The organism is Metabacillus hrfriensis, assembly GCF_030127205.1.
GTDB lineage: Bacteria > Bacillota > Bacilli > Bacillales > Bacillaceae > Bacillus_P > Bacillus_P dongyingensis.
This window is the reverse complement of record NZ_CP126116.1, coordinates 157255-179997: the sequence shown is the minus strand read 5'-3', so window position 1 is coordinate 179997 and position 22743 is coordinate 157255. Positions and strand designations below refer to the sequence as shown.

The 22743-nt window shown below is 43.5% G+C and carries 19 protein-coding genes, 10 tRNA genes and 3 rRNA genes; 2 read left to right on the top strand and 30 right to left on the bottom strand.

The features are described 5' to 3' along the window. Positions 1–283 precede the first annotated feature (283 nt). The 20 genes from glmM to QLQ22_RS00955 form a co-directional block, all read right to left on the bottom strand. A complete protein-coding gene (gene glmM, locus QLQ22_RS01050) occupies positions 284–1630 on the bottom strand; it encodes a phosphoglucosamine mutase (protein WP_284015832.1) in 1347 nt (448 codons plus the stop codon). Between the two features lie 32 nt (positions 1631–1662). Then, positions 1663–2928: a CdaR family protein gene (locus tag QLQ22_RS01045; RefSeq protein WP_284015831.1), complete on the bottom strand. Its 1266-nt coding sequence runs from the start codon at positions 2926–2928 to the stop codon at positions 1663–1665. Further along, the gene (gene cdaA / locus QLQ22_RS01040) at positions 2921–3742 is read right to left on the bottom strand and encodes a diadenylate cyclase CdaA (protein WP_223438964.1); all 822 of its coding nucleotides are present in this window, start codon (positions 3740–3742) and stop codon (positions 2921–2923) included. Before cdaA ends, QLQ22_RS01045 begins: the two co-directional genes overlap by 8 nt. Before the next feature lie 209 nt (positions 3743–3951). Further along, on the bottom strand, positions 3952–4542 hold the full coding sequence (gene rsiW, locus QLQ22_RS01035) for an anti-sigma-W factor RsiW (protein WP_420828810.1): 591 nt from the start codon (positions 4540–4542) through the stop codon (positions 3952–3954). A 33-nt stretch (positions 4543–4575) separates the two neighbouring features. After that, the gene (gene sigW / locus QLQ22_RS01030; RefSeq protein ID WP_223438962.1) at positions 4576–5139 is read right to left on the bottom strand and encodes an RNA polymerase sigma factor SigW; all 564 of its coding nucleotides are present in this window, start codon (positions 5137–5139) and stop codon (positions 4576–4578) included. A 189-nt stretch (positions 5140–5328) separates the two neighbouring features. After that, entirely contained in the window at positions 5329–6234 is a 906-nt protein-coding gene (gene rocF, locus QLQ22_RS01025; RefSeq protein ID WP_223438961.1) for an arginase, read from the bottom strand. Positions 6235–6936: 702 nt separating this feature from the next. Then, positions 6937–7009, bottom strand: a tRNA-Ala gene (locus tag QLQ22_RS01020). Positions 7010–7027: 18 nt separating this feature from the next. Further along, a tRNA-Gly gene (locus tag QLQ22_RS01015) sits at positions 7028–7102 on the bottom strand. Between the two features lie 4 nt (positions 7103–7106). Continuing rightward, positions 7107–7182: transfer RNA gene (locus QLQ22_RS01010), tRNA-Lys, on the bottom strand. A 142-nt stretch (positions 7183–7324) separates the two neighbouring features. Beyond that, positions 7325–7399 (bottom strand) — tRNA-Gln (locus QLQ22_RS01005). A gap of 111 nt (positions 7400–7510) precedes the next feature. Next, positions 7511–7595 (bottom strand) — tRNA-Tyr (locus QLQ22_RS01000). 9 nt (positions 7596–7604) lie between these two features. Then, positions 7605–7680: transfer RNA gene (locus QLQ22_RS00995), tRNA-Thr, on the bottom strand. A 62-nt stretch (positions 7681–7742) separates the two neighbouring features. Beyond that, a tRNA-Val gene (locus QLQ22_RS00990) sits at positions 7743–7818 on the bottom strand. A 47-nt stretch (positions 7819–7865) separates the two neighbouring features. Next, positions 7866–7940: transfer RNA gene (locus QLQ22_RS00985), tRNA-Glu, on the bottom strand. Between the two features lie 19 nt (positions 7941–7959). Next, a tRNA-Thr gene (locus tag QLQ22_RS00980) sits at positions 7960–8032 on the bottom strand. Positions 8033–8036: 4 nt separating this feature from the next. Next, positions 8037–8108: transfer RNA gene (locus tag QLQ22_RS00975), tRNA-Asn, on the bottom strand. A gap of 9 nt (positions 8109–8117) precedes the next feature. Beyond that, positions 8118–8233 (bottom strand): 5S ribosomal RNA (gene rrf / locus QLQ22_RS00970). Positions 8234–8361: 128 nt separating this feature from the next. Continuing rightward, positions 8362–11292: ribosomal RNA gene (locus QLQ22_RS00965) — 23S ribosomal RNA — on the bottom strand. Positions 11293–11526: 234 nt separating this feature from the next. After that, a 16S ribosomal RNA gene (locus QLQ22_RS00960) occupies positions 11527–13064 on the bottom strand. The 16S, 23S and 5S rRNA genes sit together here with 10 tRNA genes alongside, the layout of an rRNA operon. Before the next feature lie 239 nt (positions 13065–13303). Further along, the gene (locus QLQ22_RS00955; RefSeq protein ID WP_284015830.1) at positions 13304–13516 is read right to left on the bottom strand and encodes a hypothetical protein; all 213 of its coding nucleotides are present in this window, start codon (positions 13514–13516) and stop codon (positions 13304–13306) included. A gap of 120 nt (positions 13517–13636) precedes the next feature. Between QLQ22_RS00955 and pdaB the strand changes: the two genes are divergently transcribed. After that, positions 13637–14401, top strand: a complete 765-nt coding sequence (pdaB, locus tag QLQ22_RS00950; RefSeq protein WP_223438959.1) for a polysaccharide deacetylase family sporulation protein PdaB — start codon at positions 13637–13639, stop codon at positions 14399–14401. A 31-nt stretch (positions 14402–14432) separates the two neighbouring features. On the opposite strand, the gene QLQ22_RS00945 is transcribed toward pdaB, so the two are convergent. Continuing rightward, positions 14433–15047 carry a KinB-signaling pathway activation protein gene (locus QLQ22_RS00945; protein ID WP_223438958.1) on the bottom strand — a complete coding sequence of 205 codons (615 nt, stop codon included), beginning with the start codon at positions 15045–15047 and terminating at the stop codon, positions 14433–14435. A 142-nt stretch (positions 15048–15189) separates the two neighbouring features. Here QLQ22_RS00945 and gerD point away from each other — a divergent pair, with 142 nt between their 5' ends. Next, a complete protein-coding gene (gene gerD, locus QLQ22_RS00940; protein ID WP_223438957.1) occupies positions 15190–15837 on the top strand; it encodes a spore germination lipoprotein GerD in 648 nt (215 codons plus the stop codon). Positions 15838–15889: 52 nt separating this feature from the next. Here gerD and QLQ22_RS00935 read toward each other — a convergent pair whose 3' ends face one another. From QLQ22_RS00935 to QLQ22_RS00895, 9 genes are all read right to left on the bottom strand, one after another. Next, the gene (locus QLQ22_RS00935; protein WP_284015829.1) at positions 15890–16948 is read right to left on the bottom strand and encodes a P-loop NTPase; all 1059 of its coding nucleotides are present in this window, start codon (positions 16946–16948) and stop codon (positions 15890–15892) included. A gap of 116 nt (positions 16949–17064) precedes the next feature. Continuing rightward, positions 17065–17778, bottom strand: a complete 714-nt coding sequence (gene cwlD / locus QLQ22_RS00930) for an N-acetylmuramoyl-L-alanine amidase CwlD (protein WP_223438955.1) — start codon at positions 17776–17778, stop codon at positions 17065–17067. Positions 17779–17848: 70 nt separating this feature from the next. Then, positions 17849–18295 (bottom strand): DUF2521 family protein, encoded by a 447-nt coding sequence (locus tag QLQ22_RS00925; RefSeq protein ID WP_307428390.1) that lies wholly within the window; start codon positions 18293–18295, stop codon positions 17849–17851. A gap of 138 nt (positions 18296–18433) precedes the next feature. Next, positions 18434–18826: a 30S ribosomal protein S9 gene (rpsI, locus tag QLQ22_RS00920; protein ID WP_029282760.1), complete on the bottom strand. Its 393-nt coding sequence runs from the start codon at positions 18824–18826 to the stop codon at positions 18434–18436. Positions 18827–18846: 20 nt separating this feature from the next. Beyond that, positions 18847–19284, bottom strand: coding sequence for a 50S ribosomal protein L13 (gene rplM / locus QLQ22_RS00915; protein WP_070875209.1), 438 nt, complete (start codon positions 19282–19284; stop codon positions 18847–18849). A 159-nt stretch (positions 19285–19443) separates the two neighbouring features. Further along, the gene (gene truA / locus QLQ22_RS00910) at positions 19444–20187 is read right to left on the bottom strand and encodes a tRNA pseudouridine(38-40) synthase TruA (RefSeq protein ID WP_284016726.1); all 744 of its coding nucleotides are present in this window, start codon (positions 20185–20187) and stop codon (positions 19444–19446) included. Between the two features lie 6 nt (positions 20188–20193). Next, the gene (locus QLQ22_RS00905) at positions 20194–20991 is read right to left on the bottom strand and encodes an energy-coupling factor transporter transmembrane component T family protein (protein ID WP_284015828.1); all 798 of its coding nucleotides are present in this window, start codon (positions 20989–20991) and stop codon (positions 20194–20196) included. Beyond that, positions 20988–21854 carry an energy-coupling factor ABC transporter ATP-binding protein gene (locus QLQ22_RS00900; RefSeq protein WP_284015827.1) on the bottom strand — a complete coding sequence of 289 codons (867 nt, stop codon included), beginning with the start codon at positions 21852–21854 and terminating at the stop codon, positions 20988–20990. The genes QLQ22_RS00905 and QLQ22_RS00900 overlap by 4 nt, the downstream gene beginning before the upstream one ends. Next, on the bottom strand, positions 21830–22672 hold the full coding sequence (locus tag QLQ22_RS00895; protein WP_284015826.1) for an energy-coupling factor ABC transporter ATP-binding protein: 843 nt from the start codon (positions 22670–22672) through the stop codon (positions 21830–21832). The genes QLQ22_RS00900 and QLQ22_RS00895 overlap by 25 nt, the downstream gene beginning before the upstream one ends. Positions 22673–22743: the final 71 nt, after the last annotated feature.

The window sequence follows — 22743 nt, the reverse complement described above, 5'->3', positions numbered from 1 at the left end:
GCACTATTCAGTATATGTTTTTATTGAAAAGATTGTTCTTGACTGAATTTACCCTATTTCATCAGCAACTCAAACATTCCGCAATCAAGGACTGTCCAGCTGCGCTGAAGATAAAAAGACAAGAAGCAATGAGGTATGGTTATAGTATTCGACTTGTCCCATCAGGTTTATGACTGTGAAAATCAGTTAAATTCAAGCAGGTGAAAATTGCGGCATATTCACGATAATTATTTTTGAAGAAAATAGAAAAAGGGCCTGCCTTATAGGCAGACCCGTGATTGCTTTATTCCGTTCCCATTTCTTCTTTCACTACAGCAACGATGCGTGTAACATACTTCTCGCATAATTCTGCTGTTGGCGCTTCTGCCATTACACGCACAAGCGGCTCTGTGCCTGAAGGGCGGACAAGAATGCGTCCGTCTCCATTCATTTCACTCTCTACTTCTGCAATGACCTGCTTCACTTTCATGTTGTCCGTTACCTTATACTTATCCGTTACCCTCACATTAATAAGCAACTGAGGGAACTTTTTCATTTCAGCTGCAAGCTCGGATAACGGCTTGCCAGTTACTTTCATGATATTCACTAATTGAATAGCTGTAAGCAGACCATCACCCGTTGTATTGTGATCAAGGAAGATAATATGGCCAGACTGCTCGCCGCCAAGATTATAATCCCCTTTTTTCATTTCTTCCACAACATAACGGTCTCCTACAGCCGTTTGAGAACTCTTCATGTTGTTTGCTTCAATTGCTTTATAAAAACCAAGGTTGCTCATGATTGTAGAGACAACTGTTTCTTTTTTCAATCTTCCGTGCTCATTTAGGAATTTTGCACAAATAAACATGATTTGATCGCCATCAACGATTTGACCTTTTTCATCAACAGCGATCAGGCGGTCTCCATCACCGTCAAAAGCAAGACCGACATCAGCGCCTTTTTCCATAAGGAAACCGGCTAATGCTTCTGGATGTGTAGAACCTACCCCATCATTAATATTCAATCCATTTGGAGTTGTGCCCATAGTTGAAACATCAGAATCAAGATCTGCGAACAAGTGCGTTGCAAGAGATGACGTAGCACCATGTGCACAGTCAAGTGCAACGTGGATGCCTGTGAAATCTTCGTCTACTGTTTGTTTCAGGAATTGAAGATATTTCTGACCGCCTTCGAAATAGTCATTAACTTGTCCCAGATCAGCGCCAACAGGTCTTGGCAGTGAATCTTCTTCCTGATCCATTAAACCTTCTATTTCTAATTCCTGCTCATCTGACAATTTAAAACCGTCAGGACCAAAGAATTTAATTCCGTTATCTTGAACAGGATTATGTGAGGCAGAAATCATAACACCCGCTTGTGCTCCAAGAGCCTTTGTTAAATATGAAACACCAGGTGTTGAAATAACTCCTAAACGCATCACCTCAGCACCGATAGAGAGCAGTCCTGCAACTAGCGCACCTTCCAGCATATGACCTGAAATACGTGTATCTCTTCCGATTAACACTTTTGGACGGTTCGCATTTTTCGTTAATACGTAACCTCCAAAACGACCGATTTTAAACGCTAATTCAGGTGTTAATTCACTATTTGCAACGCCTCTTACTCCATCTGTTCCAAAATACTTTCCCATTCTTTTATCGCTCCTTTAGACAGTTTCAATCATCACGATTGCTTAGAAGAAATTTTCACTTTCACTTTATCTACAGGAAGGGTCCATTTAATATCCTGCGGCCCATTCACTTCTACCTTAACATCATGCTCTCCGTCCGACAGATCTGTCACATTTACAAATAATTCAAGATCAGACGGCTTAATATTCGTCAATACACTAGGTGCACCAACAACGCTTAAATCGAGCTCTTCGGTTTCCGGCTCAAGGAACTGAATAATCTTCCCTTCCCCTAAACCCCGGATATTAACAGGCAGATTCTCAAGTACTTTTTCTTCTTCTTTTTCAACGTCAACTTTAATTTGGATTTTTTCGGGACTTACTTTTGTCACTCCGTCAGGTACAGGAATATCTACATCGAGCACGGTATCATCTTTGATTTTGCTTAAATCCACTGTGACACCATCTATAAATTCAAGCGGATCAATCACATCCAGCGGTCCGTATATGGTCACTTCGTTCGGCACTGCTTCAATGTTTGAGATGCTTAATCCTTCTCCAAGCTCGCCTTCATTCTTAAGTTTAAAAGGAAGCTTCTTGCTTGGACTTGTAATCGGCACTGTCACATCAACAACCGAAGGGTAGACCTCTAAAGGCAGGATGTTTCCGTCGTCGTCATATACCGTGACTTTTGATTCTTGCTCAATGGTTTCATTAGCATTTTGCAGATTCACCCTTGACTTGATCATAGCAATGCTGTCAATAAGAGTTTTAGATCCGGTTACTCTTACAACACTCGGTTTAACAATTGGGTCCTGTGCTGTATAACCAGTTTCAATCTGGTCTTTATTTATAAAATCCACTTGTACCGGAAAATCACGTGTAACTTTCTCCTCCACATTTACAGTGATAATGGAAGGGTTCAAATTCACCTCAAGATTATCCGCTATATTCTTATGCTTTAATTGAACCCGGTGTGAGCCGATGGACAGATCCGAGAGTTCAGCATAAATTTCAAAATCTTTAAGCTGCTTTGCCTTTAATAGTGAATTAGTCGGCCCGCTCAGCGTAACAGCTACCGTTTCAGGCACTCCTGTCACAATAACATCTTCTTGATCCAAATACGTTTTCACTTCAACATCAGGAATTGTTTCTGTATCTTTTGCAGACTCAGACGGCGCAGATGGAAATACGGATGTTACTGGCCCCGGCTGTTTTTTCGGAGCCGGCGTTTCGAAATTAACAGATACATAAAGAATGAGCGCCATTAACAGTGCAATAATTCTCATTACCCAATGATTATTAATCATCTTATCCATTTTTCTTCCCCCTCCACTGCCATAGGTTTGAGGAAGTGACCTTTGCCTGCTTTCCAAATTCGGAAACCAAGATTTCACTTAAAGCTTCAACGGTTAGATTTCTGTGAAGCTCTCCGTTTCTGGTCACAGAAATACTGCCCGTTTCTTCAGAAACGACTATCGTAATACTATCGGTTACTTCACTGATCCCAACTGCTGCCCGGTGCCTTGTCCCTAATTCTTTTGAAATAAAAGGACTTTCGGACAGAGGCAGATAACATGCAGCCGCAGCAATCTGATTTTTCTGGAGAATAACAGCTCCATCGTGAAGCGGAGTATTCGGGATAAAGATATTAATTAAAAGCTCAGAAGAGAGAGCTGAATGAAGCGGTATGCCCGTTTCTATGTAATCACTCATCCCTGTTTCTTTTTCAATCGTAACTAATGCGCCAATTCTTCGTTTTGCCATGTAATCTGTCGCTTTTGTGATGGCATCGATTATTTTTTGTTGTTCTTCCTCCTCTGGAGCTCCGCTTCTTGAGAATAATTTCCCTCTGCCCAGTTGCTCTAGCGCCCTTCGCAGCTCAGGCTGGAAAATAATAATGATCGCAAGAAAACCCCATGTTAATGCTTGGTCCATGAGCCATTGCAAAGTCTGCAGCCCTAAGTACTGGCTCAGTGTACGAACGAGAATAATAACGATAATGCCTTTCAGCAGCTGAACGGCCTTCGTTCCCCGTATCACCATAATCAACTTATATATAACGAACCAAACCAGGAGAATATCAACGGCGATGCCGAGGTAATGCAGTAGTGGAAATTCCTCAAATGCCATATTCTCTTCCTCCATCAGTTTTAGTCATTTGCATAGGACTATAACTACGATATTATACCATATATTCTGCAATTAAACCGTATTGTACTCACATAAGCAAAGCGCAGGCCAGCAGATAAGACTTCGGCAAAAAATACCGGTTTATCTTTTAGCCAGAGTCTCAAAAGTGGTACAGCACAAAAAAGGCCCCTTATACAAAAGGTGACCTTTTAATTAAATATGGCGACAACCTCTCTGGAAAGAGATTTCATTTGATACCAAATCCACTCAAAAGCCTCATTGATCTCTTCAACATCACCTGTCACCTGTCCAGCAGAAGCCATATACTCTCCGTTAATCACCGTGACGTTTCCTTCAACTTTACCTTCAATATTGATTGTTCCGCCTTTAACGGTTACATCTCCCTCAACAGTTTCACCTTCAGGAACGGTAACCGTATTATTTTCAACAACCAAATTAGGCTGCTTTGAAACGCTGAATTCTGAATCAGTTGACCAGGAAGAAAATAAACTGCCTGTCATCAATAACATGAAAAGAGAAGCAGCAGCCAACAATGGATGACCCTTTAGCCATCTGTTGACACCAATCGTTTTCTTTTCTTTGGGCAGACGATCCATGATGGCTTGAGTAAAATCCATCGGAGCCTCAATATGGGATGTACTCTGAACCAAGGCGATTGACTTCTCAAGCTCATGCAGGTGCTGCGTGCAGTCCGCGCATGACTGAAGGTGCTCTTTCAAGATTCGCTCATCTTGCTGCTTTATATCATGATCCAAATATTGATGGATCCGTTCTTTCATTTGTTCTGAACACTTCAACCTTATCACCTCAAATCATAAATGCCTTAATTGCTTCCTCAGCGCTTCTCGTCCTCTGTGAATTCTTGTTTTCACCGTACCGATCGGCATATCTAGAATTTCACTGATTTCAATTAAAGAAAGCTCATCAATATACTTTAATACGATGACAGTTCGATATTTATCGGGGAGCTTTAAAATTTCTTTTTGAATCATCTGCTGAAGCTCCATTGTTTCCACTTGATCCTCGGGCAGAGCTACATCTGCTGCTACTTGAGAATACATCGTTAACCCTTCCGTTCCTGTCACTTCGGCATCCAGGTAATAATCCGGTTTTTTCTTTCTGATTCGATCAATCGTTAAATTTGTCGCAATGCGATACAGCCACGTAGAGAACTTCTTATCCATGTCATAGCTGTTAATATTCACATAAGCCCGGATAAACGCTTCCTGGGCTATATCCTCCGCCTCATGGGAGTTCCCGAGCATGCGGTAGCAAAGCTGATAAATTTTGTCTTTATATATATCTACGATTTCGGCAAAAGCATTCTGGTCGCCCTTTTTAACTTGTTTAATCCTATTTTTTACGATCGTCTCCATGATACCCCTTACCCCCGCGCAAGTGCGGGTTCCCCTTATTACGTATAAGCCGCATAAAAGGTTTCATTTATTTCGCATAAAAATATTTTAACAAATTTTAGGTTGTCTGTAGATGGCTTTTTAACATGTTTACCTTAAATTTTTCTTAAATAAAAAACACAGTTTATAAACTGTGTCTTTTTTAAAAAATTAAAGGAGCTTTTCGCCGAATAAAGAACCCATCAGAGCTACTGCTACTGTAGCTGTTTTGTTCTTTTCATCTAAGATAGGATTTACTTCAACAAACTCAGCAGAAGTGATGATATCTGACTCTGCAAGCATCTCCATCGCTAAATGACTTTCTCTGTAGCTGATGCCTCCGATAACCGGTGTGCCGACTCCTGGAGCATCGTGCGGATCAAGTCCATCTAAATCGAGGGACAAGTGAACACCGTCAGTACGCTCTTTCAAATATTGAATGGTTTCCTCCATTACCTTAGTCATGCCAAGACGGTCAATCTCATGCATTGTATATACTTTAATGCCTTTCTCCTTAATTAATTCCTTTTCACCATCATCAAGGGAACGGGCACCGATAATCACAATGTTTTCCGGCTTCACTTTAGGAGTGTAGCCTCCAATTCTCGTTAACGTCTCATCGCCGATGCCGATACTTACAGCAAGCGGCATCCCATGAATATTGCCTGACGGTGAAGTGTCGCCTGTGTTGAGATCTCCATGTGCATCATACCAGATTACACCAAGTTCTTTATAATGCTTTGAAACTCCTGCGAGTGTTCCGATGGCAATACTGTGGTCTCCGCCAAGCACCAGTGGAAACGAACCTGATTGAATCACTTCGTCAACTTGTTCAGAAAGCTTTAAATTCCCTTCTGACACCGCTTTCAAATTTCTTAAATTATTTAACGAATTGCTATCCTCTTCACGGTTTGGACGTCCAATTTTAATATCACCTTTATCTTCAATCTCATATTGCAGCCATTCAAGTCGTTCTACAACTCCTGCGTATCTGATAGCACTAGGCCCCATGTCCACACCTCGGCGCATTTGACCTAAATCCATTGGTACCCCGATAATTGATATTCTTTCTTTCATGTAAATCATCCCCCTTAGTAAGAAACTCTGTATCTATTGTACTGATAAAAAGGGTCATGACTCAACTCGACAAAATCGTGTATATATATACAGAGTTTTCTGTAAAATAATTGGCAAAATAGCAGGGAATAATTAATACGATGATGTAGAGTCAGCTGATTTCCTGGTCATTTGATTATTTTTCTGAATTTCTACTTCACCTTTATGACTGATCTGAATTGAACAAATTAAACATCAAATTGGATCCAAACCATCCAACTCGCATTAGCCGTTTTTGAATTAACGAAAAACTATAACCAACTCGCACGAATCAGTGTTCAATTCCCGAAAATGGGTTTTTGGCTCGCAACTTCATTTTTTTATGAAAAAAGGATATAAAAATACCTGTTACTAGCTGCCGTTGGCCATTATTAATCAGAGCTGCTGTAAATTATGAAAGAGTTTAAGCTGTGTATTGAACTTCATATTTAGACCCGAATGCCCAACTCGCAAAAATAATGAACTAACTTGCGGAAACTGATCTCCTACTCGCAAGCCTCATATTCAACAAGAAAACTGTTATAACATAAAGGATAGGATATTGAATTCATATATAAATAAACGTTTTATTGAAGCACGTATCCATAAATTAATTTTTTTCATTATTCCTAAACAAAAAACCGTTAGACATTAAGTCTAACGGTTTTTACAGGGTGTTTATGATGGAGCCTAGCGGGATCGAACCGCTGACCTCCTGCGTGCAAGGCAGGCGCTCTCCCAGCTGAGCTAAGGCCCCGATATAAATAAGAAGTTCTGGAGCGGAAGACGGGATTCGAACCCGCGACCCCCACCTTGGCAAGGTGGTGTTCTACCACTGAACTACTTCCGCAAAATGGTGTGCCATGAAGGACTCGAACCTTCGACCCTCTGATTAAAAGTCAGATGCTCTACCGACTGAGCTAATGGCACCTTATAAGAAAACACTCTTCAGTTTTGCAAGACGCCCTAATCTAAGAAAGATTATTCTAGGAGCGGCTCGATTTATGTGCTGAAGCTACGCTTCAATGATTACTCGATCGTTCTCTAACGACTGAGAAATCGGCACAAGAAATGGCTGGGCTAGCTGGATTCGAACCAGCGCATGACGGAGTCAAAGTCCGTTGCCTTACCGCTTGGCTATAGCCCATCAATTATGTATTCTATAAAATTCTAATTGACCGTAAAAAGGTTTATGTTAACTAAACATATTATTTACAGTCTAGACAAGAACTATTCAGTTAAGTTTGTCTAAATAAAGTGGTGGAGGGGGACGGATTCGAACCGCCGAACCCGGAGGGAGCGGATTTACAGTCCGCCGCGTTTAGCCACTTCGCTACCCCTCCACACATAAGTGGTGCCGGCAAGAGGACTTGAACCCCCAACCTACTGATTACAAGTCAGTTGCTCTACCAATTGAGCTACACCGGCATATATAGTGAAATACAATACTATTTATTCGCTTTTTAAAGTCGTCTGCTGCAATGTCTTAATGGTGGAGGATGACGGGCTCGAACCGCCGACCCTCTGCTTGTAAGGCAGATGCTCTCCCAGCTGAGCTAATCCTCCGCATAAAAGATTGTTTGATATTTCACATATTAAGACTTAAGTTTGAATGGTGACCCGTACGGGATTCGAACCCGTGTTACCGCCGTGAAAGGGCGGTGTCTTAACCGCTTGACCAACGGGCCGTTTTATTAGTTTAATGTAAGCTCCCAACCGGGCTTGAACCGATGACCTCTTCCTTACCATGGAAGTGCTCTACCGACTGAGCTATGGAAGCAAGGCTCCGCAGGTAGGACTCGAACCTACGACCGATCGGTTAACAGCCGATAGCTCTACCACTGAGCTACTGCGGAATAATGCTAGCCTGGCGACGTCCTACTCTTGCAGGGGGAAACCCCCAACTACCATCGGCGCTGAAGAGCTTAACTTCCGTGTTCGGCATGGGAACGGGTGTGACCTCTTCGCCATCATCACCAGACATAATGACAAAAATTATTATACTATAAAATCCGAAGATTTCAAGTGTTTTTTTGAAAGAAGTTATTCTTTCAAAACTAAATAACGTATGATAACAAGATTCACTTAGGTTTTACACTTTATTAGACTGTGGTTAAGTCCTCGAACGATTAGTATCTGTCAGCTCCACACGTCACCGCGCTTCCACCTCAGACCTATCAACCTGATCATCTTTCAGGGTTCTTACTCACTAATGTGATGGGAAATCTCATCTTGAGGGGGGCTTCATGCTTAGATGCTTTCAGCACTTATCCCTTCCGCACATAGCTACCCAGCGATGCCTTTGGCAAGACAACTGGTACACCAGCGGTGCGTCCATCCCGGTCCTCTCGTACTAAGGACAGCTCCTCTCAAATTTCCTGCGCCCACGACGGATAGGGACCGAACTGTCTCACGACGTTCTGAACCCAGCTCGCGTACCGCTTTAATGGGCGAACAGCCCAACCCTTGGGACCGACTACAGCCCCAGGATGCGATGAGCCGACATCGAGGTGCCAAACCTCCCCGTCGATGTGGACTCTTGGGGGAGATAAGCCTGTTATCCCCGGGGTAGCTTTTATCCGTTGAGCGATGGCCCTTCCATGCGGAACCACCGGATCACTAAGCCCGACTTTCGTCCCTGCTCGACTTGTAGGTCTCGCAGTCAAGCTCCCTTGTGCCTTTACACTCTGCGAATGATTTCCAACCATTCTGAGGGAACCTTTGGGCGCCTCCGTTACATTTTAGGAGGCGACCGCCCCAGTCAAACTGCCCACCTGACACTGTCTCCCAGCCCGATCAGGGCTGTGGGTTAGAATTTCAATACAGCAAGGGTAGTATCCCACCAATGCCTCCACCGAAGCTGGCGCTCCGGCTTCCAAGGCTCCTACCTATCCTGTACAAGCTGTACCAAAATTCAATATCAGGCTACAGTAAAGCTCCACGGGGTCTTTCCGTCCTGTCGCGGGTAACCTGCATCTTCACAGGTACTATAATTTCACCGAGTCTCTCGTTGAGACAGTGCCCAGATCGTTACGCCTTTCGTGCGGGTCGGAACTTACCCGACAAGGAATTTCGCTACCTTAGGACCGTTATAGTTACGGCCGCCGTTTACTGGGGCTTCAATTCAAAGCTTCGCTTGCGCTAACCTCTCCTCTTAACCTTCCAGCACCGGGCAGGCGTCAGCCCCTATACTTCGCCTTGCGGCTTCGCAGAGACCTGTGTTTTTGCTAAACAGTCGCCTGGGCCTATTCACTGCGGCTTTTCAGGGCTATGAACCCTAAAAAGCACCCCTTCTCCCGAAGTTACGGGGTCATTTTGCCGAGTTCCTTAACGAGAGTTCTCTCGCTCACCTTAGGATTCTCTCCTCGCCTACCTGTGTCGGTTTGCGGTACGGGCACCTCTCACCTCGCTAGAGGCTTTTCTTGGCAGTGTGGAATCAGGAACTTCGGTACTAAATTTCCCTCGCCATCACAGCTCAGCCTTATATGAGAAGCGGATTTGCCTACTTCTCAGCCTAACTGCTTGGACGCGCATATCCAACAGCGCGCTTGCCCTATCCTCCTGCGTCCCCCCATTGCTCAAATGGTGAGGAGGTGGTACAGGAATATCAACCTGTTGTCCATCGCCTACGCCTTTCGGCCTCGGCTTAGGTCCCGACTAACCCTGAGCGGACGAGCCTTCCTCAGGAAACCTTAGGCATTCGGTGGAGGGGATTCTCACCCCTCTTTCGCTACTCATACCGGCATTCTCACTTCTAAGCGCTCCACCAGTCCTTACGGTCTAGCTTCAACGCCCTTAGAACGCTCTCCTACCACTGTTCGTAAGAACAGTCCACAGCTTCGGTGATACGTTTAGCCCCGGTACATTTTCGGCGCAGAGTCACTCGACCAGTGAGCTATTACGCACTCTTTAAATGGTGGCTGCTTCTAAGCCAACATCCTGGTTGTCTAAGCAACTCCACATCCTTTTCCACTTAACGTATACTTTGGGACCTTAGCTGGTGGTCTGGGCTGTTTCCCTCTTGACTACGGATCTTATCACTCGCAGTCTGACTCCCAAGGAGCAAGTCTTTGGCATTCGGAGTTTGACTGAATTCGGTAACCCGATGAGGGCCCCTAGTCCAATCAGTGCTCTACCTCCAAGACTCTCATACTTGAGGCTAGCCCTAAAGCTATTTCGGAGAGAACCAGCTATCTCCAGGTTCGATTGGAATTTCTCCGCTACCCACACCTCATCCCCGCACTTTTCAACGTGCGTGGGTTCGGGCCTCCATTCAGTGTTACCTGAACTTCACCCTGGACATGGGTAGATCACCTGGTTTCGGGTCTACGACCACGTACTAAAACGCCCTATTCAGACTCGCTTTCGCTGCGGCTCCGTCTCATCAACTTAACCTTGCACGGGATCGTAACTCGCCGGTTCATTCTACAAAAGGCACGCCATCACCCATTAACGGGCTCTGACTACTTGTAAGCACACGGTTTCAGGATCTTTTCACTCCCCTTCCGGGGTGCTTTTCACCTTTCCCTCACGGTACTGGTTCACTATCGGTCACTAGGGAGTATTTAGCCTTGGGAGATGGTCCTCCCTGCTTCCGACGGGATTTCTCGTGTCCCGCCGTACTCAGGATCCACTCTGGAGGGAACGAAGTTTCGACTACAGGGTTATTACCTTCTCTGACGGACCTTTCCAGGTCGCTTCATCTACCCCGTTCCTTTGTAACTCCGTATAGAGTGTCCTACAACCCCAAGAGGCAAGCCTCTTGGTTTGGGCTAATTCCGTTTCGCTCGCCGCTACTTGGGAAATCGCGTTTGCTTTCTCTTCCTCCGGGTACTTAGATGTTTCAGTTCCCCGGGTCTGCCTTCATTATCCTATGTATTCAGATAAAGATACTGTTCCATTACGAACAGTGGGTTTCCCCATTCGGAAATCTCTGGATCAAAGCTTACTTACAGCTCCCCAAAGCATATCGGTGTTAGTCCCGTCCTTCATCGGCTCCTAGTGCCAAGGCATCCACCGTGCGCCCTTCATAACTTAACCTAAATGGTCATCCGCATCATAAGATGCGTTTCGCATTTCGTTGTTTGTTTAGACATAAATGTCTAGAAAATCACTAATTATGGTAAGCGTAAATCTCAGTGAATTACTTGTTATCAATTACGTTATCTAGTTTTCAAAGAACAACCGACAAATCGGATGATTTGTCTTCTATCATAGAGAGAATGATCTCTCAAAACTAAACAAAAACCAAAAGCGTCCTCATATCTTCCTTAGAAAGGAGGTGATCCAGCCGCACCTTCCGATACGGCTACCTTGTTACGACTTCACCCCAATCATCTACCCCACCTTAGGCGGCTGGCTCCTTGCGGTTACCCCACCGACTTCGGGTGTTGCAAACTCTCGTGGTGTGACGGGCGGTGTGTACAAGGCCCGGGAACGTATTCACCGCGGCATGCTGATCCGCGATTACTAGCGATTCCAGCTTCATGCAGGCGAGTTGCAGCCTGCAATCCGAACTGAGAATGGTTTTATGGGATTGGCTAAACCTCGCGGTCTCGCAGCCCTTTGTACCATCCATTGTAGCACGTGTGTAGCCCAGGTCATAAGGGGCATGATGATTTGACGTCATCCCCACCTTCCTCCGGTTTGTCACCGGCAGTCACCTTAGAGTGCCCAACTGAATGCTGGCAACTAAGATCAAGGGTTGCGCTCGTTGCGGGACTTAACCCAACATCTCACGACACGAGCTGACGACAACCATGCACCACCTGTCACTTTGTCCCCCGAAGGGGAACCTTCTATCTCTAGAAGTGGCAAAGGATGTCAAGACCTGGTAAGGTTCTTCGCGTTGCTTCGAATTAAACCACATGCTCCACCGCTTGTGCGGGCCCCCGTCAATTCCTTTGAGTTTCAGTCTTGCGACCGTACTCCCCAGGCGGAGTGCTTAATGCGTTAGCTGCAGCACTAAAGGGCGGAAACCCTCTAACACTTAGCACTCATCGTTTACGGCGTGGACTACCAGGGTATCTAATCCTGTTCGCTCCCCACGCTTTCGCGCCTCAGCGTCAGTTACAGACCAGAGAGTCGCCTTCGCCACTGGTGTTCCTCCACATCTCTACGCATTTCACCGCTACACGTGGAATTCCACTCTCCTCTTCTGCACTCAAGTTTCCCAGTTTCCAATGACCCTCCCCGGTTGAGCCGGGGGCTTTCACATCAGACTTAAGAAACCGCCTGCGCGCGCTTTACGCCCAATAATTCCGGACAACGCTTGCCACCTACGTATTACCGCGGCTGCTGGCACGTAGTTAGCCGTGGCTTTCTGGTTAGGTACCGTCAAGGTGCGAGCAGTTACTCTCGCACTTGTTCTTCCCTAACAACAGAGTTTTACGATCCGAAAACCTTCATCACTCACGCGGCGTTGCTCCGTCAGACTTTCGTCCATTGCGGAAGATTCCCTACTGCTGCCTCCCGTAGGAGTCTGGGCCGTGTCTCAGTCCCAGTGTGGCCGATCACCCTCTCAGGTCGGCTACGCATCGTTGCCTTGGTGAGCCATTACCTCACCAACTAGCTAATGCGCCGCGGGCCCATCTGTAAGTGACAGCCGAAACCGTCTTTCCAACTTGAACCATGCGGTTCAAGATACTATCCGGTATTAGCTCCGGTTTCCCGGAGTTATCCCAGTCTTACAGGCAGGTTGCCCACGTGTTACTCACCCGTCCGCCGCTAACCTCCGAAGAGGTCCGCTCGACTTGCATGTATTAGGCACGCCGCCAGCGTTCGTCCTGAGCCAGGATCAAACTCTCCGAAGAAAATTTGTGACTCAATTTGTTGCTGACTTCAAAAATTTAAAACGTTTGGTACGCTTTTGGTTTTGTTTAGTTTTCAAAGATCATTTCCGTCATCAGTGGTGACGGCTTATATAATTTAACATGGTCACTATCGCTGTGTCAACAACCTTTTGAATAATTTTTTTCGTTATTTCAAATTCAGATTGTTTCTTAGCGACGAATAATAATATAACATCTATTCCAACCATGGTCAATAGAAATTATTTGATATTTTCATTTAAATGCTGATCGAATTTTCCGCTGATAATTTTATACAAATTACTGAGGAGTTCTCTTTTTTCTAAAAGAGATCTTTTTTGAACAAATGTCAGATTCTCATCTATCAGTATATTGCTGATAATTGATAATTCCTGTTCGACCAGCAGTTCCATTTCCCGTGCTTCTTTATCATTAAAAATGAATCCTTTTGACATATGATCCTCCTCTAAGCTGCCTAAGTTTTATCATTATTGCACAACGTGTAATTTTCTAATCATATTATTAACAGCTTGGCATACATATGAGACAAGAACATTGGGACGGGGTTGATGAGGATGAACAATTTTTATGTTTTACATGTTAAAAAGATCAAACAACTTATCATTATTGTAATAGCTGCGCTTTTTACAGCCGGGATTTTATATATAGAAAACGTCATGCAATTTCCTGTTTTCTCAACCGCAGATGGACCTAAAGCCGTTTTCAGGGGTGAGGAGAAGGAAAATAAAGTGTCTCTTACATTTGATATCAGCTGGGGCGACGAAAAGGCAAAGCCCATTCTTGATACGTTGAAGAATAACGGCATTACGAATGCAACATTCTTCCTCTCTGCAGCATGGGCAGAACGTCATCCTGAAATCGTCAAGCAAATTGTGAAGGACGGACACCAGGTGGGAAGCATGGGTTATGCCTATAAAAATTACACCGCTTTGGAGGCTGAGGATATACGCCGGGACATTCTCATGGCACAGGATGTATTTAATGAGCTCGGTCTTAAGGATATTAAACTCCTCAGACCGCCAACAGGCAATTTCAATGAAGAAATTCTTACAATTGCCGAAAGATACGGATATACGGTTGTCCATTACAGTGTTGATTCTGATGATTGGAAAAATCCCGGTGTAGGCACCATTGTTAAAAACGTCAATGACAGTGTTCAAGGCGGGGACATTATCCTGCTGCATGCATCAGACTCCGCTAAGCAAACACAAAAAGCACTTCCCCAAATTGTTGACGGCCTGAAACAAAAAGGATTAAAGAATGTATCCATAGCTGAATTAATCGCTAATGGAAATGCGAAATCAACAGAAGTTAAATAATGAATGCCGAATTATAGAAAAAAAGCTAAGCTCACATCGGCTTAGCTTTTTTGACTTGAGATAATTTAGTTAATAATAAAAGCTGATACGCATTGCATATGAGAAGCGGAATGAGCATGAGATACAGCCAGTTTCCTTCATTTACACGGAGAGCAGGGACCCATTCGACAGCTGTAACGACAATCATAAAGAATAAAGCTGGAATGAACGCCATTTTATTGGTTTGCTGCATCTTGATATATGCTACAGCCAAGCTGAAAATGACCAGGAATAATGCAAGAAGAATATATGACAGAGGTGATTCGCCTTCTGCCGCGAAAAGCTGGTAGCGGAAATAAATCAAATCAAACACCACAAACAAAATCAGCACGATTTGAATCGCATTCCATAATGCTGCTGTTCTGAAAATGCCAAGACCAAAGCGGTGGATTGTTAAATACGCAAAAAAGCCCATTTGGCTAATAATACTGAAAATAAAACCTACACCGATCAGCCAAAATAAAATAGAGAGGATTTCAATAAGATCAAAAGATGTGAAAAATTTCTGATACTCTCCCCACCTTAATGCAAAACCGACGATGCTTGTACTAATGCCCCCGACAAGCAGAGTCGTCAAAAACAAACGGACCCAATTTCTACTGTTCAATGCAGTTTCCCCCAATATGTAATCTACTCATGAAATTTTACCAATGTCTTTCTAAAAAAGCTATTTTATTTACCAGTATAAAAAGCTTTAGATAATTCATATTAAAAATAGGCAACTTGAAAATGAAAGGAGCTTTGCACAGATGAAAAAGCGAAGGTTGCTCTCATTATTTACACTAATAGCCATCTGTTCCTTCCTTGCAAGCTGTTCTCCAAAAGACCAGCCCGCAGGACAACTGGATTATGAAGAAACAAAAAAGATGGTTGTTGATATATTAAAGACTGATGATGGAAAAAAAGCGATCCAGGAAATTTTGAAAAATGATGACATGAAGCAAAATTTGATCATGGATCAAAAAGTTGTCTCAGATACCATTTCTAAAACACTGACATCTGAAAAAGGAGCGGAATTCTGGAAAAAAACCTTTGAAGATCCAAAGTTCAGTGAAAGCTTCGCCAAAAGCCTACAGACGGAGCATGAAAAAGTAATTAAGGGCTTAATGAAAGACCCGGAGTATCAAGAAATGCTTATTGGAGTCCTTCAAAATCCCGAAATGGAAAAACAAACAGTAAAGGTGCTTCAAAGTCAGGAATTCCGCAAGCATCTTCAACAAGTGATAACAGAAACCATTAATAGCCCGCTTTTCAAAACAAAAATGGAAGAAACCCTTCTAAAAGCTGCTAAAGAAATGAATCAGCAAGGCGGCGGACAAGGAAGCTCAGGCGGCACTGAAAGCGGCGGACAGCAATCAGAAGGCGGTCAAGGTGAAACTGGAGAAGGCGGTCAATAATTCCCGTAAATCTAAAAAAAGAGAAAAGCGCCAATCACTTGGCGCTTTTCCTTTATACACTCACAGGCACAAGTTCTGTTACCTTCTTGGCAATACCTAAGTAAATCTCACCTGTAGGGTGATCTTTCGCATAAACAGATGGAGCAAAGTCTTCTTCGTTCCAGTCCGGCTGCTGAAGGGGGATGTTTCCAAGCACAGGCACATCAAGTTCATGCGCAAGCTTTTCTCCTCCGCCTTTGCCAAATACATATTCTTTTTCGCCAGTGAGCTTGCTTTCAAAGTAAGACATATTTTCAACTACCCCGATTACCTCATGCTCGGTTCTGAGAGCCATAGCACCCGCTCTAGCCGCTACAAATGCTGCTGTCGGATGAGGAGTTGTCACGATGATTTCTTTACATGACGGAAGCATAGCATGCACATCGAGTGCAACATCGCCAGTACCCGGAGGCAGATCAAGCAGCAGATAATCCAGATCTCCCCACTCTACTTCCTGAAAGAAGTTGTTGAGCATTTTACCAAGCATAGGACCTCTCCAAATGACCGGAGCATTATCTTCAACGAAAAATCCCATTGAAATAACTTGAACACCGAACCGCTCAACAGGGATGATTCTTTCGCCCCTTACAACCGGTCTTTTGGTGATTCCCATCATATCAGGAACACTAAATCCATAAATATCCGCATCAATTAAACCGACTTTCTTGCCTAAGCGAGCTAATGCTACTGCTAAATTAACCGATACGGTAGACTTTCCGACGCCGCCTTTTCCGCTTGCTATCGCTATAAATGTCGGCTGCTTTCCTTCAGTGAGCAAGGAAGGATCTTCAGGCTTTGCTGTTTGATATTTCGCAGTTACTTCTTGAGGCAGCTCTGTGAAACGGAGACCGACTGTTGCAGCACCTGCTTCCTTCAGCTTAGCGACGATCTCCTGCTGCAGCTGCATTTGTTCTGATGTACCAGTTTTGGCAATCGCTACTTTCATACTTATATGATTTTTCTCTTCTTTTATCGAAACTTCTTCAATCGCATTTAATTCTTCTAAGGTTCTATGTAAAAAAGGTTCTTTTAAATTCCCGACGACTTTACGAGCTGTTTCCTCTTTCAGCATGATAACCACCCTTTGTTGTATTCGTTTACATCAGTATAACATATTTAGACAAAAAAGAGGTATCGCACATTTGAACCTAAATGGAGGAATGCGCAGCAGCAAAACAAAAAAATCCTTCATTCTGGAGGATTTTTTTCATGGGTCATATATCTTAAGATGCCATTATAGATGGAAGCAGCTATTTTATCCTGATATTTTTCTGTTCCGAGAAGCCGGGCTTCCTCAGGGTTTGATAAGAAACCTACTTCTACTAATGCACCTGGCTTATCGATATGTTTCATTAAATAGATTGTATTCATTTGTTTTGCTTTTCTGTCTGTATTCTCTAAATTCCTTCTTAATTCATCTTGAATGAATTTTGCCACCTTTTCATTCTCTTTCATTTTTGAATGATAAAAAGTCTGTGCCCCGCTCCACTGATTAGAAGGAATGGCATTCAAGTGAATACTTAAATAAAGGTCTGCTTCTGATTCGTTTATTATTTGGAGTCTTTTTCTTAAATCCTGCCCTTTTCTTTTTGAATATCCTTTTGTATCCTTTTCAGCTAGATCAGTATCCTTTTCACGAGTGAGGAGGACCAATGCTCCCTGTTCCTGAAGATAATCTCTGATCTGCTTGGATATGGAGAGTGCGATATCTTTTTCAAGATGTTCTTTCCCGACTGCCCCTCCGTCTGGTCCTCCGTGGCCTGGGTCTATGTAAATGACCTTTCCTGTTAAAGGGAGATTCCACGACTTCCAGGAGCTGTCGTTGTTGAATTGAAACTGAAATAATAGGAGTAATAAAATAAAGCCTGCACCGAAGCCAAACCATCTTAGCTTTCTTCTCATTTTTTCCCCTCCTGCTCGTCCTTTAACACTATATGGCGGACCAGCAGGAAATATGATAAGTTATCCAGTTTTAATGGAGACGAAGCTTAAGCCGTTTTTCTCCTTTTTCAAAACCCTCCGACCACCACAAATGAATTAAAAACTCGCATGCATAATAGATCGATTCATTTTTGAAGTCATTTTCGCCAGGGTTCCCCCATATCAGCATGTAGTCAAACAGCTGGTCAACAAGCAGTTTTTCTTCCCGTCTTGATCTTGCATTTACAGTCTGCATGGTTTCTCCAAAAAAGCCAAACCTGCTGTAGCTTGCACCGAGCAGATATGCCTCTATGGAAAAATCAATGCAGCCATCTTCTATAGCTGAGTAGTCAAACTTTCCGGAATGCATAAAAACGCCAAAGCACTCGTAAGCTTTTGTTTTCAGCTGAGTTAACGTAAGGTCTTTTAGTATGCTGCGTTCATAGTTGATTTGCTTCTCTCTTCTTTTATCTGAAAGTGAAGTGATATTTTCCATCATATAAATGCCCCCTCACTTTATTGTCCTACTGCTAATCGTTATCATACGCGGTAAAGATTTCAAATCTCAAATAGGAAGACGGTGTTTTAGAAACAACAAAAAAACCACAACATAATGTTGTGGTTTTTGGAAAACGAATTAACGTTTTGAGAACTGAGGTGCACGACGAGCGCCTTTAAGACCGTATTTTTTACGTTCTTTCATACGAGCGTCACGAGTTAGAAGACCAGCGCGCTTTAAAGTGCCGCGGTATTCTGGGTCAGCTTCTAATAATGCACGAGAGATACCGTGACGGATAGCGCCAGCTTGACCAGCAAATCCACCGCCGTTAACGCTAACTAAAACATCATAGCTTCCAGCTGTTTCAGTTAAGTTTAATGGTTGTTTAATATCTTCGATTAAAGCTGCGAATGGGATGTAATCTTTTACTTCACGATCGTTGATAACAATACGGCCTTCGCCTGGAACCAGACGAACACGCGCTACTGAGCTTTTACGACGGCCAGTACCGTAATATTGAACCTGTGCCAAATTAATAACCTCCTTAATAATTAACCGCGAAGTTCGTAAACTTCTGGTTGTTGTGCTTGATGTGGATGTTCGTTGCCAGCATATACATGTAATTTTTTGTACATTTGACGTCCTAATGAACCTTTAGGAAGCATTCCGCGAATTGCTAATTCAAGCATTTTCTCAGAATAGTTTGTACGCATTTCAAGAGCTGTTCTTGATTTCAAACCGCCTGGGAATTGGCTGTGACGGTAGTAAATCTTGTCAGTCAATTTTTTACCAGTAAGTTCGATTTGTGCTGCATTAATGATGATAACATGATCACCAGTGTCTACATGTGGTGTGTAAGTTGGTTTGTGTTTACCACGAAGTACAGATGCTACTTCGCTAGCTAGACGACCTAAAGTTTTGCCAGCCGCATCTACTACGAACCATTTACGTTCAACTTCAGTTGCTTTCGCCATATATGTTGTACGCATGTTTTTCCCTCCTAAATATCTTTCAATTGTTAAAATTTAATCATTCTATTTCAAAACACAAATTAAACTCTTCCGGGGCTTATTTGTGGGGTTGAAATACATACCATATGATATATTATAACGTTCAGGCAACATTGTCAAGAAAATGTTACACCTGGTTTAGTTGTCATAATAAACTTTCCACAAATATAATCCGCACCCCGGGGCTGTTTTGCCGCAAAGGGAACGATCCTGTGCCTTCAGTATCTCCGGAATCTGATAAGGATCCAGCGCTCCGCGTCCTGCATTGATCAGAGTGCCGACCAATATTCTTACCATGTTATAAAGAAATCCGTCGCCTACAAACCGGAAAGTAAGCATGTCATCTTCTTCATAAAATTCGATATCATATAATGTTCTTACCCGGTCTTCTTTATCCGTCTTCGCAGAACAGAAGCTCGTAAAGTCATGAGTGCCGATAAGAAATTTAATCGCTTCTCTCATTTTGACGTAATCAAGTTTATAAGGATAATGATAAGAATAATTTCGATTAAATACATTCCGTATCGCTGAGCGGCTTATTTTATAGCGGTATTCCTTGGCTCGGACATGATACCTCGCATGAAAGTCATCGTTTACAAACGCAACGGATTGGATCGCAACGTCCTCAGCGAGCAGGGAATTTAATGCATTGGGCCAGCGGTTCTCAGGAATATAAATATCTGTATCAAAATGCAGAACCTGACCAACTGCGTGGACTCCTGCATCCGTTCTTCCTGATGCAAATACTTTTACTTCTTTTCCTTTATGAAGCCTTTTAAGGCCCCTCTCAACCTCACCCTGTACAGTTCTCATATTCGGCTGAATTTGAAAACCGTTAAATCTTGTGCCATCATATCCGATTGTGCATTTTAACCTCATGATAAGCTCCTATGAACGAAATAGTAATAGAACAATGCCTACACCGATTAATATGGTTAGAATAACTGTATCGAGGATTCCCCATTTCAGCTCACGCAGCTTTGTTCTGCCCTCGCCGCCCTGATATCCCCGCGCTTCCATGGCTGTTGCAAGTTCCTCAGCCCGTTTAAAGGCGCTTATAAACAGCGGTACTAACAGCGGTATGATTGCACTGATCCTTTGTTTTACAGGCCCGCTCGCAAAATCAACTCCTCTTGCCATCTGCGCTTTCATGATTTTATCCGTTTCTTCCATCAGTGTTGGAATAAACCGGAGTGAGATCGACATCATTAACGCGAGCTCATGGACAGGAAGACCGATTTTTTTAAACGGATTCAGCAGACTTTCCATCCCATCTGTTACTTCAATAGGAGTAGTAGTTAACGTCAGGATTGTTGTAAGCAGAATAAGAAACAGGAACCGCAGGGAAATGAATATCCCTTGTCTGACACCTTCTTCATGAATCGAAAGAAAACCGAATTCAAACAGAAGCAGACCTTCTTTCGTGACCAGAATGTGCAGAATAAATGTAAATAGAATAATCCAGATAATCGGCTTCAAGCCATTCAGCAAAAATCTCGGCGGCAGTTTGGTAGAAGCAACGATAAAGAGCGTGAACAAACCAAGGATTGAATAGGTCAGTGCATTGTTCGCAAAAAAGACAATAAAGACAAATAAAAAGATCATCGTTAGTTTTGAACGCGGATCCATCTTATGAATGAGTGAACTTCCAGGGACATATTTTCCAATGATCATACTGTTCATCATTTCGGGTCACCCTTTATCTCAGATGCAACCTGATCAACCAAGTCATCTATGGAAAGTGAGATCCCTTTCAGTTCCTTGCCAAGCTTTTTTTCTATTATCCTTTGAAGCTTTACGGTTTCCGGAAGATCAAGTCCTGCAGAAATTAACGTTTCAGAATGGCTGAATACTTCTTCAGGCGTTCCTTTCATTTGAACCGTTCCTTTGTGCATGACAACAATTTCATCTGAATAACAGGCAGCGTCTTCCATGCTGTGCGTGACAAGGATGGTGGTAAGCGATCGATCTTGATGGAGGGTATAGAAAAGATCCATGATCTCTTTTCTGCCGCTTGGATCAAGTCCTGCTGTCGGTTCATCGAGTACCAGCACCTTCGGCTCCATGGCCAGGACACCTGCAATGGCGACACGTCTCATTTGTCCGCCGCTTAAATCAAATGGAGATTTTTGAAGAACCTCTGCAGGAAGACCGACACGTATTAATGCATCTCTTGCCTTCACTTTTGCCTCTTCAGGGGGTACGCCGAAATTCAAAGGGCCAAACATAATATCTCGTTCCACCGTTTCCTCAAACAGCTGATGCTCTGGAAATTGAAAGACAATCGCAACCAGTTGGCGGATTGATTTCAGGTTCTTATTTTTCTTGTTGGCTTCAATCTTGCGGTCCCCAATAGAGATCGATCCCTTTGTTGGCTTCAGCAGACCATTTAAATGCTGCAGGATGGTAGATTTCCCTGATCCCGTATGTCCGATAATCGAAACGAAAGAATGATCTTTAATCGCCAGATTAATATCATATAGGGCAAGACGTTCAAAAGGGGAATGAACTTGGTACCTGTGCTCTAACTCTTTGAATGTAATGTCCATAGTTCATTCACCAGGCTTTCTTCATCTAGATGGTTGCTCGTCAGGTTAACCCCTGCTTCTCTCAGCTTCATGCTTACTCTGTATGGAAAAGGGAGATCAAGGCCAATTTCAACTAGCTTCTGATCTAGTTTGAAGATTGTCTCAGGTGTACCTTCGGCGAACTTTTCCCCGCCATTCATGACAACAATCCTGTCAGCCTTTGAAGCTTCCTCTAAATCATGAGTAATCGATATGACTGTCACGATGCCCTGATCTTTTAGCTCTCTTACTGTTTCCATGACTTCTTTTCTTCCTTGGGGATCAAGCATGGAGGTTGCTTCATCTAAGATGATAATTTGAGGCTGCACAGCGATTACGCCGGCAATGGCAACACGCTGCTTTTGTCCTCCTGATAGATGGTGCGGCTCTTGATCGAGAAATGCTTCCATCTTCACTTTATGTGTAGCCCATTCCACGCGCTTTTTCATTACTTCCCGCGGCACTCCGTGATTTTCTAAACCAAAAGCCACATCATCTTTTACGGTTGTACCGACAAATTGATTATCAGGATTTTGAAAAACCATGCCAATCTGTTTTCGAATCTCCCAAACTGAATCTTCATTTAGAGTGATGCCGTTTACGATTACGTTACCCTTCTGAGGCAGGATCAGACCATTCAGGACTCTCGCAAGTGTAGACTTGCCCGAGCCGTTATGACCGACGACCGCAAGCCATTCTCCTTTGTTTACACTTAAGGAAACGGAATTCAATGCGGGTCTTTCATCCTCTTCGTGATAACGGAATGTCACGTCATTCACATGAATGATCGGTTGTTCCATTGCTGCCTCCCTCACCTGTGTTTTTGTGCGTTTAATGTAATGGTGCAACCTTCACGCAAAAAAACACCTGT

Coding starts and splice junctions, on each gene's coding strand:
- glmM (WP_284015832.1), bottom strand. CDS start 1,630: ATGGGAAAGTATTTTGGAACAGATGGAGTAAGAGGCGTTGCAAATAGT.
- QLQ22_RS01045 (WP_284015831.1), bottom strand. CDS start 2,928: ATGGATAAGATGATTAATAATCATTGGGTAATGAGAATTATTGCACTG.
- cdaA (WP_223438964.1), bottom strand. CDS start 3,742: ATGGCATTTGAGGAATTTCCACTACTGCATTACCTCGGCATCGCCGTT.
- rsiW (WP_420828810.1), bottom strand. CDS start 4,542: ATGAAAGAACGGATCCATCAATATTTGGATCATGATATAAAGCAGCAA.
- sigW (WP_223438962.1), bottom strand. CDS start 5,139: ATGGAGACGATCGTAAAAAATAGGATTAAACAAGTTAAAAAGGGCGAC.
- rocF (WP_223438961.1), bottom strand. CDS start 6,234: ATGAAAGAAAGAATATCAATTATCGGGGTACCAATGGATTTAGGTCAA.
- QLQ22_RS00955 (WP_284015830.1), bottom strand. CDS start 13,516: ATGTCAAAAGGATTCATTTTTAATGATAAAGAAGCACGGGAAATGGAA.
- pdaB (WP_223438959.1), top strand. CDS start 13,637: ATGAACAATTTTTATGTTTTACATGTTAAAAAGATCAAACAACTTATC.
- gerD (WP_223438957.1), top strand. CDS start 15,190: ATGAAAAAGCGAAGGTTGCTCTCATTATTTACACTAATAGCCATCTGT.
- QLQ22_RS00935 (WP_284015829.1), bottom strand. CDS start 16,948: ATGCTGAAAGAGGAAACAGCTCGTAAAGTCGTCGGGAATTTAAAAGAA.
- cwlD (WP_223438955.1), bottom strand. CDS start 17,778: ATGAGAAGAAAGCTAAGATGGTTTGGCTTCGGTGCAGGCTTTATTTTA.
- QLQ22_RS00925 (WP_307428390.1), bottom strand. CDS start 18,295: ATGATGGAAAATATCACTTCACTTTCAGATAAAAGAAGAGAGAAGCAA.
- rplM (WP_070875209.1), bottom strand. CDS start 19,284: ATGCGTACAACATATATGGCGAAAGCAACTGAAGTTGAACGTAAATGG.
- QLQ22_RS00905 (WP_284015828.1), bottom strand. CDS start 20,991: ATGATGAACAGTATGATCATTGGAAAATATGTCCCTGGAAGTTCACTC.
- QLQ22_RS00900 (WP_284015827.1), bottom strand. CDS start 21,854: ATGGACATTACATTCAAAGAGTTAGAGCACAGGTACCAAGTTCATTCC.
- QLQ22_RS00895 (WP_284015826.1), bottom strand. CDS start 22,672: ATGGAACAACCGATCATTCATGTGAATGACGTGACATTCCGTTATCAC.